Raw genomic sequence first — 14,797 nt, 5'->3', positions numbered from 1 at the left:
CCGAGACCGAGACCGAGACCGCATTTGTGTCTCCCTTCGAAAGGGAAACCCCGCAAGAAGACACGCCGGCTGAAACGCCGGAGGCTGCCGCGGCACAAGCGCCGCCGCGCGAAATCGAGCGGGTTGTGGAGAAACGCGGCGGCTTCGGCGCAGCCCTTCTGGGCGGCGTGGTGGCTGCGGGTATCGGCTTTGTGGCTGGCCAGAGCGGCTGGCTCGACAGCGTCCTGCCGCCGTCGCTGCAGGGAAGCAGTGCGGATCTGGCCGCGTTGCGGGCCAGCCAGTCGGAGATGCAGGCAGCGCTTGCTTCGCTGCAGCAGCAGCTAGAGGGCAGCCGCGCCCCGGACCTTGCACCGCTGTCCGATCAGGCCGACGCCCTGGCCGCAGAGATTGCGGCGCTGAAGGAGGCGCAGACCGCGCAGGCCCCTGATGAGGCGCTGCGCGGGGATCTGGAGGCCTTGGCCGGCCGTGTGTCCGCATTGGAAACCCGGCCGCTGGAAGGCGCAACGCCCGAAGCGGTGGCAGCGTTTGAGGCAGAGCTGGGCAAGCTGCAGGACAGCCTTGCAGCGCAGCGCGCCGAAATTGATCAGAAGCTGGCCGAAGCGGAAGACATGGAAACCGCCAGTGCCGAAGCCGCCCGCATCGCCAGCGCCCAGACCCAGCTGGCGCAGCTGCGGTCTGCTTTGGACAGCGGCAACAGCTATGACTCCAACGTGCAGCAGCTTGAGCTTCTGGGCGTTGAGGTTCCGTCCGCGCTCTCCGGGCCGGCGGAAACCGGCGTCGCCACGCTGACGGCCCTGCGCGACGGCTTTGCCCCGGCCGCCCGCGAGGCGCTGGCAGCTGCCCGGGAAGAAGCAAAAGGCGGCGGCAGCCTGATGGATTATGTGAACCGCCATCTTGGCGCCCGTTCCGTTGCGCCGCGCGACGGCGATGATCCGGATGCCATCCTGTCCCGGGCCGAGGCCGCCGTGGCTGCAGGCCGGATAGAGGAGGCGCTGACCGAAGTGTCGGCGCTGCCGGAAACAGCCCGCGCTGCCCTGTCCGGCTGGGAAGCGGCGGCAAACGCGCGGGTGGCAGCGGTGAACGCTGCTGCTGATCTGGCCCAAAGCCTGCAAGCCAAATAAGGAAGCCGCCATGCTCTGGTCGTTGTTGAAGATCCTCGTATTTGTCGCGATTGTCGCGCTTCTGGCATTTGGCGCGGGCCTTTTGATGGAAACCGCCGGCGGGGTGCAGATCACCGTTGCCGGCACCGAATACACCCTCAGCGCTCTGCAATCGGTCATCGCGCTGGGCGTGCTTGTTGTTGCGCTTTGGCTGTTTCTCAAGCTGCTGTCGCTGCTGGTGGCCACGCTGCGGTTCCTGAACGGGGATGAGACCGCCTTGTCGCGCTATTGGGACAAGGGTCGTGAGCGCAAGGGCTACCGGGCGCTGTCGGAAGGTCTGATGGCGCTGGCTTCCGGTGAGGGGCGGCTGGCCCTGGCCAAGGCGGCGCGGGCGGAGAAATACCTTCAGAACCCTGAGCTGACGGATCTGCTGGTGGCGCAGGCCGCGGAGATGAGCGGCGACACCCACAAGGCGGCGGATGCGTACAAACGCCTGCTGTCGAACCAGCAGACCCGGTTTGTCGGCGTGCGCGGGATCATGAAGCAGAAGCTGTCCCAAGGCGACACCGACACCGCCCGCCAGCTGGCCGAAAAGGCGCTGGCGCTGCGGCCCAAGCATGAGGAAGTGCAGGACACTCTCCTGCGTCTCCAGGCCCAGGCCGAGGATTGGGCCGGTGCCCGCAAGACGCTGTCGACCAAGCTCAAGACCGGTACTCTGCCGCGTGATGTCTACAAGCGGCGTGATGCGGTTCTGGCGCTGTCGGCCTCCAAGGGTGTCATTGACGAAAACGCCACGATTGAGCAGCGCGAGCAAGCGATCGAAGCTAACCGGCTGTCGCCCGATCTGGTGCCTGCCGCGGCGATGGCGGCCCGTGCCTATCTCGCCAAGGGTAAGAAACGCCCGGCGGTGCGGCTGCTGAAAAAGACTTGGCAAAGCCAGCCGCATCCCGACTTGGCCCATGCCTTTGCCGAGGTCGAGCCGGACGAAAGCGCCGCCGAGCGCGTCGCGCGCTTTGACCAGCTAGCCCGGCTTAACCCGCAGGATGATGAAACCCGCCTGGTGATGGCGGAGCTGAATATCGTGGCCGAGGACTTCCCCGAGGCCCGCCGCTGGCTGAGCGACCTGACGGAACGCGCCCCGGACGCCCGGGCGCTGACGCTGATGGCGGCGATTGAGCGTGGCGAAGGCGCGGATGACAAGGTCGTGCAGGGCTGGCTGGCCAGGGCGCTGACTGCCCCGCGGGGGCCGCAATGGGTTTGCAGCAACTGTAACCACATCCATGCCGAATGGGAGCCGGTTTGCGAGCATTGCACCAGCTTCGACACCCTGTCCTGGAAGCGTCCGGAAACGCCAGAAGTGGCAAGCCACGCAGCGGCCTACATGCTTCCGCTGATCACTGGCGTGCTGGGCAGCAAGCAGGCTGACACGGCGGATGATGCGGAAGAAGCAGACTTCGCGGAACCCGTCCCGGACGCTGAAGGGGACGTGGAACCGGAGCAGCAGGACGCGGTGAAAGAGCCGAACTGATACTTCAGGAAAGAACTGCGGACGGCGGGGGGCTTCCCTGCCGTTCTGCCGTTTTCTGGCGCAGGCCATAGAGCGTCGCGCACAGCATTACAGGGCCGGAAAGGCCGCAGTGCCGTTCTGTAGACTGTGTTTATAATGCAGGGAAATGGTGCCCAGGAGAGGACTCGAACCTCCACGTCCATACGGACACTAGCACCTGAAGCTAGCGCGTCTACCAATTCCGCCACCTGGGCAGGTGTCGTGAAACCGGCGTATAAGCTGGTTCGCAAGGGGCGTCAAATGGAAAACGGCGGGGTGGCCGGTTATCCGCGGGGGGCCTGATTGCAGCCGCCTAGCGCTGCACCGAAAAATTCATTTTCCCGGCTACAAATGTCAGAAACCTGGTCCAGGCCAGCTCCGCTTCGCTGCTCCAGTCTGGGCCAAGCGTTTCCGACAGGGCGCCGTTGAAACTGGTGATGAAGCCCCTGAAATGCGCATCCCGCACCTCCCGCTTGCGGTGCTTCTCCCCCTGCTGCCAGAGGATATCATCCAGCCGTGCGGAATCGTCCAGCGCCTCGGCCACATGGGTCAGGATGGCCAGCAGCTTTTCCTCCTGCCGGGTCATGTCGCGGGAAAACAGGGGGCGGACCTCGGGGCAGGCGGCAAAGAACTTGGCGTAAAAGGCGGCGGCGAAAGCATCAAGATCCATCCGCTCGCTCTCGAAGCTTTTGCGGACCAGGGACTTATCCTGTGCGCTGACCATTGGAACCGACCTCCTCAACAACCGCCGAAACGCGTGTTTCGGGTACATCAATTTCCCTTAACAGGGCGAGGCTGAAGGCCGGGTTAACCAAACTGGCCAATTTCACGGAAGTTGTTAACGCTGCTTGCGGATTCAGCGCCCATTGTGGCTGCAATCCCACGTTTTGCGCCTTGTTTGACGCCCGTAGCGGCGCTAAGGCATAGGGGCAGCTAAGTTCAGGAGCCAAAAGATGTCCAAACTGGTCACGATCTATGGCGGATCCGGTTTCGTGGGCCGCTATATTGCGCGGCGCATGGCCAAGGAAGGCTGGCGTGTTCGTGTGGCAGTGCGCCGTCCCAATGAAGCCATGCATGTGAAGCCCTACGGTGTTCCGGGCCAGGTGGAGCCGGTGTTCTGCAATGTCCGCGACGACATGTCCGTGGCCGCGGTAATGCGGGGTGCCGATGCAGTGGTGAATTGCGTGGGTGTGCTGAACGAACTGGGCAAGAACACATTTGGCGCCGTTCATGCCGAAGGCGCGGGCCGCATTGCCCGCATCGCGGCGCAGGAGGGCGTTGCCAGCCTGGTGCAAATTTCGGCAATCGGTGCCGATGCGGACGCGAACAGCGCATACTCCCGCACCAAGGCTGCAGGCGAAGCGGCCGTGCTGGAGCATTTCCCGGGTGCTGTTATCCTGCGTCCCTCGGTGATCTTCGGGGCTGAGGACGAGTTCTTTAACCGCTTTGCCGGCATGACCCGCCTGTCGCCGCTTCTGCCGATTGCCAGCGGGGACACCCGGTTTCAGCCGGTCTACGTCGATGATGTGGCCAAGGCCGCGGTTGTGGGGGCCACGGGCGCGGCAGAGGGCGGCATTTATGAGCTGGGCGGCCCCGAGGTGAAAAGCTTCCGCGAGTTGATGGAGCAGATGCTGGCGGTGATCCACCGCCGCCGCCTGATCCTGTCGCTGCCGCGGTTTGCTGCCTGGCTGGTGGCCTTTGGTTTCGACATGCTGCAGGCCGCAAGCTTCCAGCTGATTTCAAACAAGGTGCTGACCCGCGACCAGCTGCGGAGCTTGAAATCGGACAACGTTGTGTCCGAGGGCGCCAAGGGCTTCAGCGATCTGGGCATCAGCCCGGTCAGCCTTGAAGCGGTTCTGCCGGACTACCTGTGGAAATTCCGCCCCTCCGGCCAGTATAACGAGATGACCAACTCGGCCCGCAACCTGCGCAACGGCGCCTGAGCGGCCAATCGCCACAAGAACTTGAAAGCGCGGGGATTTTCCCGCGCTTTTTCGTTTCCGGCTCAGCTGCTGTAGGCGATGGCGAGCAGGATGCTCCCCAGGATCACCCGATAGATGACATAAGGCGTGAAACTGACAGAACGCAGCAGCCGCATCATCAGGCTGAGCGCGGCCAGTGCCGACAGCAGGGCAAGGGCGGCTGCAATCGCTGCGTCGCGCATCAGGGCGGTATCGGCCTCCAGCGCCACCTCGGTTCCCAGGAGCACCCCGGAGGCGATGATCGTGGGGATCGACATCAGCATGGCGATGCGGGCGCCGTCTTCGCGGGTATAGCCCAGCTGGCGCGCGCCGGTGATGGTGATGCCGGAGCGCGAGGTGCCGGGGATCAGCGCCAGCATCTGCCATAGCCCCATGACCAGGGCATCACGCAGGCCCCAGTCGCCGGCCTGTTTCACCTCGGCGCCCTTCTGGTCGGCCCAGTACAGGACCAGCCCGAAGCCCAGCATGGTCCAGCCGATCACCGTGATCGACCGCAGCGCATCGCTGAGGCCGGTGAAATGCAGCACCGCACCGAACAGAACCGTCGGGATGGTGGCGATGATCAGGCCCATGGCGAGGCGTGATCCCGGCGTGTCCGTGCGGCCGGTCAGGGCGCGGGGCAAGCCCGCAAGGCCCTCGCGCACGTCGCTCCAGAAATAGATCATCACGGCGGCCAGGGTGCCGATATGAACCGCGACGTCGATCACCTGGCCCTGGTCGTCCAGCCCGGTCAGCCCGGGCAGCAGAATCAGGTGGCCAGAGGAGGAAATGGGCAGGAATTCGGTAATGCCCTGGATCAGTGCAACCAGGATCAATTGGAAAAGCGGCATCCTGAAATCATCCTTTGCTGGCCGCGAACGGGCCGAAATCAGTCGTGACTCTGTATAAATCCCGCCTCCGGATTGGGAAGCGCATATTAAGGTCCGTTGCGGACCTAAAATTTCTGTACATTTCCGTTGAACACGGTATCAGAAGTAAAGCGCTGGCAAAATAGGTCAGCACAGTTGACATAAAGCGTGCCAGTACCTGAAAAGGTGCTTCCGCAGCCAGACAAACGATGGAGTCCAGCCCGTGGCCAAGCAACCGATGCTGAAATTTGTGCAGATCGAACGCGACATGCCTCAAAAGCGTGACGCGAGTGTACGCAAGGAAGACTTCAATGAGATTTACGCGGAGTACGCTGCTGCCAAGGCCGAAGAACAGGCCAGCCGTTGCAGCCAGTGCGGCGTGCCGTACTGCCAGAGCCACTGCCCGCTGCACAACAACATTCCCGACTGGCTGCGCCTGACCGCAACCGGCCGTCTGGAAGAGGCCTATGAGGTCAGCCAGTCCACCAACACCTTCCCGGAAATCTGCGGCCGCATCTGCCCGCAGGACCGCCTGTGCGAAGGCAACTGCGTGATCGAGCAGTCGGGCCACGGCACCGTGACCATCGGCTCGGTCGAGAAATACATCACCGACACCGCCTGGGAAAACGGCTGGGTCAAACCCGCCGCGCCGCTGGCCGAGCGCAGCGAGAGCGTTGGCATCATCGGCGCCGGCCCCGGCGGCCTGGCGGCGGCGGATATGCTGCGCCAGGCTGGTATCCAGGTCACTGTCTATGACCGCTATGACCGGGCCGGCGGGCTGCTGATGTACGGCATCCCCAGCTTCAAGCTGGAAAAGGACGTGGTCGAGCGCCGCAACAAGCTGCTGGCCGATGGCGGCGTGACCTTCAAGCTGAACTGCAACGTGGGCGAGGACATCTCGTTTGACGAAATCCGCAGCCAGCATGATGCAGTAATTATTGCCACCGGCGTCTATAAATCGCGCGATCTGGCGATGCCGGGCAGCGGCTCGGAAGGGATCGTCAAGGCGATCGACTTCCTGTGTGCGTCGAACAAGAAAAGCTTTGGCGACGATGTTGAGGAGTTCGACAACGGCAGCCTGAACGCACAAGGCAAGAAGGTTGTCGTGATCGGCGGCGGCGATACCGCGATGGACTGCGTGCGGACCTCGATCCGCCAGGGTGCGACCAGCGTCAAATGTCTCTACCGCCGCGACCGCGCCAATATGCCGGGCTCGCAGCGCGAGACCCAGAACGCAGAGGAAGAAGGCGTGGTCTTTGAATGGCTGTCGGCGCCCAAGGGCTTCACCGATGACGGCGGCAAGGTTGCCGGCGTGATGGTGCAGAAGATGCGCCTGGGCCAGCCGGATGCTTCGGGCCGCCAGGCGCCGGAAGTGATCGACGGCGCGGACTATGTTGAAGAGGCCGATCTGGTGATCAAGGCTCTGGGCTTTGAGCCGGAAGAGCTGCCTGCCCTGTGGAACCAGCCGGAACTGCCGGTGACCCGCTGGGGCACCATCAAGGCGGCGTTCCAGACCGGCGCCACCGAGTTGGACGGCGTCTATGCGGTGGGTGATATCGTGCGCGGTGCGTCGCTGGTGGTCTGGGCGATCAAGGACGGCCGCGACTGTGCCGAAGCGATCATCGGGAAGTTCAACAGCAAGGCCGCGGTGGCCGCGGAATAACCCGGCACCCCCCGTACACCGCCTGTGCACCCCCTGTGCACCGGCGGGCAGCTAAACAGCAGCGCCAAGGTCAGCCTTGCTGACCCAGCCAGCAAAGGACAATGGACATGAGCGAATTGCAGGGACAGTGCATGTGCGGCGCAGTGAGCGTCACGGCGACGCCGGTTCAGGCCTCCGTGACCGCCTGCCATTGCCGCCTGTGCCAGCGCTGGGCCAGCGGCCCGTTCCTGAGCTTTCAGGCCGACACCGGCTATGCCGCGCTGGGCCCGGTGCGGACCTATCAGTCCTCGCAGTGGGCGGAACGCGCGTTTTGCGGCGAGTGCGGATCGGTGCTGTGGTACCGGATGACCGCGCCAGGCAAGATGCACGGCCAGACGCAAATGTCGGCGGGCCTGTTTGAGAACGCGGGCGGCACCGAGCTGAAGCTGGAATTCTTCATTGACGACAAGCCCGCAGGCTATGCCTTTGCCGGCGCCCACCGGCGGATGACCGGCGAGGAATGCCGCGCCATGTTTGCCGAAACCGCTGAAGGAGAGGCCTGAGGCCCGCCCGGCCCCCTGCTGACTGCCATGCCGCTGATGATCCGCAAATCCCTCCGTCAGGCGATGTTCCGCCTGAGATCCCGCCGCCTCCACGCGGATGCGGCGGTGGAGATCCGTGCGCTGGAAGGGCGCGGCGAGGGCGGCATGATCGTGTTCACCAGCTATCACGCCAATGCCGCCAAACGCGGGTTGCTGGAGTTTGCCGCCAGCGCCTCGGACGGCGGTGCGCGGCACTGCATCTTTGTCACTGACCGCCGCCAGGCCTGGTTCCAGGGCGAGGGGGTTGCGGCGGCGATCCTGCGGGCTGTGTCTGGCTATGTCCGGCGCCACGGTCTGCGCCGCCTGATGACGGTTGGGGTGTCGATGGGCGGATACGGGGCGCTGTCCTTTGCCGCGGAGCTGGGCGCAGGCCGCGCCCTGGCGCTGGCGCCGCAATACTGCCCGCGGCCCGCAACCTTTCCGTCGGACCGCCGCTGGATCGAGGCGCGCAGCCGGATCACGGAGTTCAGCCGCCCGGCGCTGGATCAGGCGATGGGCGGCCAGGTGCAGTACACCCTGCTGCATGGCCGCCATAATGCTGAGGACGCGCAGCATTGGCAGGCCTTCCCGCAGGGGCCCGGCATCCATCACTACCTGGCGGACCGCGACAGCCACGATGTTATCGACCCGCTGCGCGACGCGGGCATCCTTTACCCGGTGATCGGCGCCGTCTGGCAGGACGATCAGGACCGGGTGAAGACCCTTATGCAACGGATCCGCGCGGTGCCCCGCGCCTGGGGCGAACGCGCCCTGGATCCGCAGACTCAACCGGCCGCAGCGGCATGCTGCGCCATCAGTTAATCGGAGAACGTCATGACCAAATTTGATGCCGCGTGGGTCAAGGCCGAGGAAGCCAAGCGCAAGTGGATGGCCGAGAACGGTCTCTATTCCGAGGAAGAAGAACATTCATCCTGCGGTGTGGGGCTGGTGGTTTCGGTCCACGGCAAGAAAAGCCGCAAGGTGGTTGAGGCCGGCATCAACGCGCTGAAAGCGATCTGGCATCGCGGCGCAGTGGACGCCGACGGCAAGACCGGCGACGGCGCGGGCATCCATGTGCAGATCCCGGTGCCCTTCTTCTATGACCAGATCCGCCGCACCGGCCACGAGCCCCGCCAGAATGAGCTGATGGCGGTCGGCCAGGTGTTCCTGCCGCGCACGGATTTTGGCGCTCAGGAGCGCTGCCGGACCATCGTGGAAACCGAAGTTCTGCGCATGGGCTATTCCATCTATGGCTGGCGCCACGTGCCGGTGGATATCACTTGCCTGGGCGAAAAGGCCAATGCCACCCGTCCGGAGATCGAGCAGATCCTGATCTCCAACGCCAAGGGCGTGGACGAGGAAACCTTTGAGCGCGAGCTTTATGTGATCCGCCGCCGGATCGAGAAGGTGTCGTCGGCGGCCGGCATCTCGGGCCTTTATATCGCGTCGCTGTCCTGCCGCTCGATCATCTACAAGGGCATGATGCTGGCGGAGCAGGTGGCGGTGTTCTATCCGGACCTGATGGACGAGCGGTTCGAGAGCGCCTTCGCGATCTATCACCAGCGCTATTCCACCAACACCTTCCCGCAGTGGTGGCTGGCGCAGCCGTTCCGCATGCTGGCCCATAACGGCGAGATCAACACGCTGAAGGGCAACCTGAACTGGATGAAGAGCCATGAGATCCGCATGGCGTCTTCGACCTTTGGCGACTATGCCGAGGACATCAAGCCGATCGTGCCGGGCGGCGCCTCCGACTCCGCCGCGCTGGATGGCGTGTTCGAGGTTCTGGTGCGCGCGGGCCGCTCGGCGCCGATGGCCAAGACCATGCTGGTGCCGGAAAGCTGGTCCAAGCAGGCGGTCGAACTGCCGCAGGCCTGGCGCGACATGTATTCCTACTGCAACTCCGTGATGGAGCCCTGGGACGGCCCCGCGGCGCTGGCGATGACCGACGGCCGCTGGGTCTGCGCGGGCCTGGACCGCAACGGGCTGCGCCCGATGCGCTATGTGGTGACCGGCGACGGGCTGGTGATCGCGGGTTCCGAGGCGGGCATGGTGCCAATCGAAGAGGCCAGTGTGGTTGAAAAGGGCGCGCTGGGCCCGGGCCAGATGCTGGCCGTCGACATGGAAAAGGGCAAGCTGTTCCGCGACACCGAGATCAAGGACAAGCTGTCCCGCGCACTGCCGTTCGGCGACTGGGTCAAGCGGATCAACGATCTGGATACAACCCTGGCCAGCGTCACCGAGCAGCCGCTGTTCAGCGGCGAGGAGCTGCGCCGCCGCCAGGTTGCGGCCGGTTATTCGATTGAGGAGCTGGAGCAGATCCTGGCACCGATGGCCGAGGACGGTAAGGAAACGCTGGCCTCGATGGGCGATGACACGCCCTCTGCCGTGCTGTCCAAGATGTACCGCCCGCTGAGCCACTTCTTCCGCCAGAACTTCAGCCAGGTGACCAACCCGCCGATCGACAGCCTGCGCGAGTACCGGGTGATGTCGCTGAAGACCCGGTTCGGCAACCTGAAGAACGTGCTGGACGAGGACAGCTCCCAGACCGAGATCATCGTGCTGGAAAGCCCCTTTGTCGGCAATGCCCAGTGGGATGAGCTGGTAAAGCAGTTCAACGCGCCGCTGGCCGAGATCGACTGCACCTTTGCCCCCGGCAAGGGCGCGCTGAACGCGGCGCTGGCGCGGATCCGGGCCGAGGCCGAGGAGGCCGTGCGCTCCGGCGCTGGCCATATCGTGCTGACCGACCAGCATTCCGGGCCTGAAAAGGTCGCGATGCCGATGATCCTGGCAACGTCTGCCGTGCATTCGCATCTGACCCGCAAGGGCCTGCGCACCTTCTGCTCGCTGAACGTGCGGTCCGCCGAATGTATCGACCCGCATTATTTCGCGGTGCTGATCGGCTGCGGCGCCACCGTGGTGAACGCCTATCTGGCCGAGGATTCGCTGGCCGACCGCATTGAGCGCGGGCTGCTGGACGGCAGCCTGACCGAAAACGTCGCGCGTTACCGTGAGGCCATCGACCAAGGCCTGTTGAAGATTATGGCGAAGATGGGGATTTCGGTGGTGTCCTCCTACCGCGGCGGCCTGAACTTTGAGGCGGTGGGCCTCAGCCGCGCCATGTGTGCCGAGTACTTCCCGGGCATGACCAGCCGGATTTCCGGCATCGGTGTGACCGGTATCCAGACCAAGGCAGAAGAAATCCACGCCAAGGCCTGGAAGGCTACGGAAGGCATTCTGCCCATCGGCGGTTTTTATAAAGCACGCAAATCGGGTGAGACGCACGCCTGGGAAGCGACCTCCATGCATATGATGCAGATGGCCTGCAACCGCGCCTCTTACGAGCTGTGGAAACAGTATTCGGCGAAGATGCAGTCGAACCCGCCGATCCATCTGCGCGACCTGTTGCAGATCAAGCCGCTGGGCAAGCCGGTCCCGCTGGAGGAAGTGGAGAGCATCACCGCGATCCGCAAGCGCTTTGTGACGCCGGGCATGAGCCTGGGCGCGCTGTCGCCCGAGGCGCACAAGACCCTGAACGTTGCGATGAACCGGATCGGCGCCAAGTCCGACTCCGGCGAGGGCGGCGAGGATCCGGCGCACTTCGTGCCGGAGCCGAACGGTGATAACCCGTCTGCGAAGATCAAGCAGGTGGCGTCGGGCCGCTTTGGCGTGACCGCCGAGTATCTGAACCAGTGCGAAGAGCTGGAGATCAAGGTGGCCCAGGGCGCCAAGCCCGGCGAAGGCGGCCAACTGCCGGGGATGAAGGTCACCGACCTGATTGCCCGCCTGCGCCACTCCACCAAGGGCGTGACCCTGATTTCGCCGCCGCCGCACCATGATATCTACTCGATCGAGGACCTGGCGCAGCTGATCTATGACCTCAAGCAGATCAACCCGCGCTGCAAGGTGACGGTGAAGCTGGTGGCGTCCTCCGGCGTTGGTACCATCGCCGCGGGCGTTGCCAAAGCAAAGGCCGACATCATCCTGATCTCGGGCCACAACGGCGGCACCGGGGCGTCGCCTGCGACTTCGATCAAATATGCGGGCCTGCCGTGGGAGATGGGCCTGACCGAAGCGCATCAGGTGCTGGCGATGAACAACCTGCGCGAGCGGGTGACGCTGCGCACCGACGGCGGGCTGCGCACCGGGCGTGACATTGTCATGGCGGCGATGCTGGGCGCCGAGGAATACGGCATCGGCACCGCGGCGCTGATCGCGATGGGCTGCATCATGGTGCGCCAGTGCCAGTCCAACACCTGCCCGGTCGGCGTCTGCACCCAGGACGAATCCCTGCGCGCCAAGTTCACCGGCAACGCGGACAAGGTGGTGAACCTGATCACCTTCTACGCCCAGGAAGTGCGCGAGATCCTCGCTTCCATCGGCGCCCGCAGCCTGGACGACGTGATCGGCCGGGCCGACCTGCTGGCGCAGGTCTCGCGCGGCTCTGCCCATCTGGACGACCTGGACCTGAACCCGCTGCTGATCACCGTCGATGGCTCCGCCAACATCGTCTACAACCGCGACAAGGGCCGCAACGAAGTGCCGGACACGCTGGATGCGGAAATCGTGCGCGACGCCGCCCGCTTCCTGCAGGATGGCGAGAAGATGCAGCTGTCCTATGCGATCCAGAACACCCACCGCTCCGTGGGCACCCGCACCTCCAGCCACATCGTGCGCAACTTCGGCATGCGGAATTCGTTCCAGCCGGACCACCTGACGGTGAAACTGCAGGGTTCTGCCGGTCAGGCGCTGGGCGCCTTTGCGGCGCCGGGGCTGAAGCTGGAAGTGTCGGGCGATGCCAATGACTATGTCGGCAAGGGCCTGTCGGGCGGCACCATCGTGGTGCGCCCGCCGCAGGTAAGCCCGCTGGTGGCCTCGGAAAACACCATCATCGGCAACACCGTGCTGTATGGCGCGACCGATGGCTACCTGTTTGCGGCGGGCCGTGCGGGCGAACGCTTTGCGGTGCGCAATTCCGGCGCCAAGGTGGTGATCGAGGGCTGCGGCTCCAACGGCTGCGAATACATGACCGGCGGCGTTGCGGTGATCCTTGGCTCGATCGGCGCCAACTTCGGTGCGGGGATGACCGGCGGCATGGCCTATCTCTATGACCCGGAGGGTAAGGCCGCGACCCTGATGAATAAGGAATCGCTGGTCACCTGTCCGGTCACCGTGGCGCATTGGGAGGCGGAGCTGAAAAGCCTGATCGAACGCCATCAGCAGGAAACCGGCAGCCGCAAGGCCGCGGAGATCCTGCAGCATTGGGACATCGAGAAGGGCAACTTCCTGCAAGTCTGCCCGAAGGAGATGCTCGACAAGCTGGCGCATCCGGTGATGCAGGAGAAGGCTGCCGTTCCCGCGGAGTAAGCCTGGCTAGAGACAAAAACCGAACCCCGCAGGCGCAGGCTTGCGGGGTTTTCTGTGCCTGCGGGCCGCGTCCTGCCGGAAACCACTCTTCTTCTGGCCGGAAATATCCCGGGGTGAATTGAGCCGCAGGCTCAAGAGGGGCAGCGCCCCTCCCCGCGCCCCCGAAAACTCCGGACCGGCAGATTGCGGCAGCAAGGCAACTGACCCTTTGTGAATGCCCCCCAGCCGTCCTATAGAGAGTCATGGCCAAGGCAGTTGCAAAAAAGAAGACAACCAAGAGCAGCAAGAAGACGGCAAAGCGGCAGATTCAGCCGTTGCGTGCGTTTCGGCGCTGGATCTTGCGCGCGGTGCTGGCGGTGGCGGCGGTTTTTCTTGTCCTCATCCTGCTGTTTTCAGTGGTGAACCCGCCGGTCACCCATACCATCTGGGCCGAGCAGCGCCGCTTGGGCGAGGTGGACCGGATGTGGGTGCCGCTGGAGGAGATGGCTCCGGTGCTGGCGCGCTCCGTCGTGGCGGCGGAGGATGCGCAGTTCTGCCGCCATTGGGGATTTGACGCCCGCGCCATCCAGGCGGCGATCGAGGCTGGCGGCAGCCGCGGCGGCTCGACCATCTCGCAGCAGGTGGTGAAGAACGTGTTCCTGTGGCAGGGCCGCAGCTGGCCGCGCAAGGTGCTGGAGACGTTGCTGACCCCGGTGGTGGAGATCGTCTGGAGCAAGCGGCGTATTCTGGAAGTTTATCTGAACGTGGCCGAGATGGACGAGGGCGTGTTTGGCGCCGAAGCCGCGGCGCGGAAGTATTTCGGAGTCGGCCCGGACCAGCTGAGCGCGCGGCAGGCGGCGCTGATTGCCGCCGTGCTGCCCAATCCCAAGGAGCGTTCGGCCCGCAAGCCTTCAAACTTTGTGCAGCGCCGGGCGCGGCAGATTCAGGATGGGGCGGCTACCATTCGCGCAGACGGGCGGGCGGATTGTTTCGAGGATTGAATCTTTCTCCCGGCCAAGGCATTGCTGGGTATCCGTAGTAACGTTTCTGGAGATCCCCTGTAGCCATGGCGCGCCTGTACCACGTTCCCCTGTCCCCCTTTTGCCGCAAGGTGCGGCTGTCGCTGGCGGAGAAGAAGATCGAGGTCGAGCTGGTCGAGGAGCGCTATTGGGAGCAGGATCCCGATTTCCTGCGCCGCAACCCGGCCGCCAAGGTGCCGGTGGTCCGGCTGGACGGCCAGATGATGGCCGAAAGCGCGGCGATCTGCGAGTATCTGGAGGACACCAGGCCGGAGCCTGCGCTGATCCCCAAGGATGCCGCGGGCCGGTATGAGGTGCGCCGGCTGGTGAGCTGGTTTGACGACAAGTTCCACCAAGAGGTGACTTCCAAGCTGCTGTATGAGCGGGTGAACAAGAAGATCACCGGCGAGGGCTATCCCGACAGCCGCAACGTGAAGGCGGGGGCCAAGGCGATCAAATACCACCTGGACTACATGGCCTGGCTGCTGGACCACCGGCGCTGGCTGGCGGGCGACATGATGACGCTGGCGGATTTTGCCGCTGCCGCGCATCTGTCGTCCTTGGATTATATCTCGGATGTGGATTGGAACCGGTCTGCGGTGGTCAAGGACTGGTATGCCAAGATCAAGTCGCGGCCAGCGTTCCGGTCGATCCTGGCGGATCAGGTGCCGGGCTTCCGGCCGCCGCCGCATTACACTGACCTGGATTTCTGATACCAACGGGGGCAGGGGCG

Annotated in this window: 11 protein-coding genes and 1 tRNA gene; 9 read left to right on the top strand and 3 right to left on the bottom strand. The window is 64.4% G+C overall.

Annotated elements, in window-relative coordinates:
- Together B2P87_RS06195 and B2P87_RS06190 are read left to right on the top strand one after the other, a co-directional pair.
- A partial coding sequence (locus B2P87_RS06195) for a COG4223 family protein (RefSeq protein WP_286852253.1) occupies positions 1–1,121 on the top strand: 1,121 nt, incomplete at its 5' end.
- Positions 1,122–1,131: 10 nt separating this feature from the next.
- A complete protein-coding gene (locus tag B2P87_RS06190; RefSeq protein WP_141891690.1) occupies positions 1,132–2,628 on the top strand; it encodes a heme biosynthesis protein HemY in 1,497 nt (498 codons plus the stop codon).
- Positions 2,629–2,774: 146 nt separating this feature from the next.
- Here B2P87_RS06190 and B2P87_RS06185 read toward each other — a convergent pair.
- Both B2P87_RS06185 and B2P87_RS06180 read right to left on the bottom strand, forming a co-directional pair.
- A tRNA-Leu gene (locus tag B2P87_RS06185) sits at positions 2,775–2,861 on the bottom strand.
- A gap of 98 nt (positions 2,862–2,959) precedes the next feature.
- Entirely contained in the window at positions 2,960–3,370 is a 411-nt protein-coding gene (locus B2P87_RS06180) for a globin domain-containing protein (protein ID WP_141891691.1), read from the bottom strand.
- 229 nt (positions 3,371–3,599) lie between these two features.
- On the opposite strand from B2P87_RS06180, the gene B2P87_RS06175 reads away from it, so the two are divergent.
- Complete coding sequence (locus tag B2P87_RS06175) at positions 3,600–4,589, top strand: complex I NDUFA9 subunit family protein (protein WP_141891692.1); 990 nt, start codon at positions 3,600–3,602, stop codon at positions 4,587–4,589.
- Between the two features lie 62 nt (positions 4,590–4,651).
- On the opposite strand, the gene B2P87_RS06170 is transcribed toward B2P87_RS06175, so the two are convergent.
- On the bottom strand, positions 4,652–5,458 hold the full coding sequence (locus B2P87_RS06170) for an undecaprenyl-diphosphate phosphatase (protein ID WP_141891693.1): 807 nt from the start codon (positions 5,456–5,458) through the stop codon (positions 4,652–4,654).
- Between the two features lie 241 nt (positions 5,459–5,699).
- On the opposite strand from B2P87_RS06170, the gene B2P87_RS06165 reads away from it, so the two are divergent.
- From B2P87_RS06165 to B2P87_RS06140, 6 genes are all read left to right on the top strand, one after another.
- The gene (locus B2P87_RS06165; RefSeq protein ID WP_141891694.1) at positions 5,700–7,139 is read left to right on the top strand and encodes an NAD(P)-dependent oxidoreductase; all 1,440 of its coding nucleotides are present in this window, start codon (positions 5,700–5,702) and stop codon (positions 7,137–7,139) included.
- Positions 7,140–7,246: 107 nt separating this feature from the next.
- Complete coding sequence (locus tag B2P87_RS06160) at positions 7,247–7,681, top strand: GFA family protein (protein WP_141891695.1); 435 nt, start codon at positions 7,247–7,249, stop codon at positions 7,679–7,681.
- Positions 7,682–7,708: 27 nt separating this feature from the next.
- Positions 7,709–8,521, top strand: coding sequence for a hypothetical protein (locus tag B2P87_RS06155; protein WP_244940751.1), 813 nt, complete (start codon positions 7,709–7,711; stop codon positions 8,519–8,521).
- A 12-nt stretch (positions 8,522–8,533) separates the two neighbouring features.
- Positions 8,534–13,066: a glutamate synthase large subunit gene (gltB, locus tag B2P87_RS06150; RefSeq protein ID WP_141891697.1), complete on the top strand. Its 4,533-nt coding sequence runs from the start codon at positions 8,534–8,536 to the stop codon at positions 13,064–13,066.
- A 242-nt stretch (positions 13,067–13,308) separates the two neighbouring features.
- Entirely contained in the window at positions 13,309–14,046 is a 738-nt protein-coding gene (mtgA, locus tag B2P87_RS06145; RefSeq protein ID WP_141891698.1) for a monofunctional biosynthetic peptidoglycan transglycosylase, read from the top strand.
- 65 nt (positions 14,047–14,111) lie between these two features.
- On the top strand, positions 14,112–14,777 hold the full coding sequence (locus tag B2P87_RS06140; protein ID WP_058287412.1) for a glutathione S-transferase family protein: 666 nt from the start codon (positions 14,112–14,114) through the stop codon (positions 14,775–14,777).
- Positions 14,778–14,797 lie beyond the last annotated feature (20 nt).

Source organism: Leisingera sp. UBA4491 (genome assembly GCF_002388965.1).
GTDB classification, from domain to species: Bacteria; Pseudomonadota; Alphaproteobacteria; order Rhodobacterales; family Rhodobacteraceae; genus Leisingera; species Leisingera aquaemixtae.
Note: the sequence above shows the minus strand (reverse complement) of the source record. Positions and strands in the feature narration are given on the sequence as shown.

Excerpts from the sequence above, each read along its gene's own strand:
- B2P87_RS06190 (WP_141891690.1), top strand. The coding sequence starts at position 1,132 with ATGCTCTGGTCGTTGTTGAAGATCCTCGTATTTGTCGCGATTGTCGCG.
- B2P87_RS06180 (WP_141891691.1), bottom strand. The coding sequence starts at position 3,370 with ATGGTCAGCGCACAGGATAAGTCCCTGGTCCGCAAAAGCTTCGAGAGC.
- B2P87_RS06175 (WP_141891692.1), top strand. The coding sequence starts at position 3,600 with ATGTCCAAACTGGTCACGATCTATGGCGGATCCGGTTTCGTGGGCCGC.
- B2P87_RS06170 (WP_141891693.1), bottom strand. The coding sequence starts at position 5,458 with ATGCCGCTTTTCCAATTGATCCTGGTTGCACTGATCCAGGGCATTACC.
- B2P87_RS06160 (WP_141891695.1), top strand. The coding sequence starts at position 7,247 with ATGAGCGAATTGCAGGGACAGTGCATGTGCGGCGCAGTGAGCGTCACG.
- B2P87_RS06155 (WP_244940751.1), top strand. The coding sequence starts at position 7,709 with ATGCCGCTGATGATCCGCAAATCCCTCCGTCAGGCGATGTTCCGCCTG.
- gltB (WP_141891697.1), top strand. The coding sequence starts at position 8,534 with ATGACCAAATTTGATGCCGCGTGGGTCAAGGCCGAGGAAGCCAAGCGC.
- mtgA (WP_141891698.1), top strand. The coding sequence starts at position 13,309 with ATGGCCAAGGCAGTTGCAAAAAAGAAGACAACCAAGAGCAGCAAGAAG.
- B2P87_RS06140 (WP_058287412.1), top strand. The coding sequence starts at position 14,112 with ATGGCGCGCCTGTACCACGTTCCCCTGTCCCCCTTTTGCCGCAAGGTG.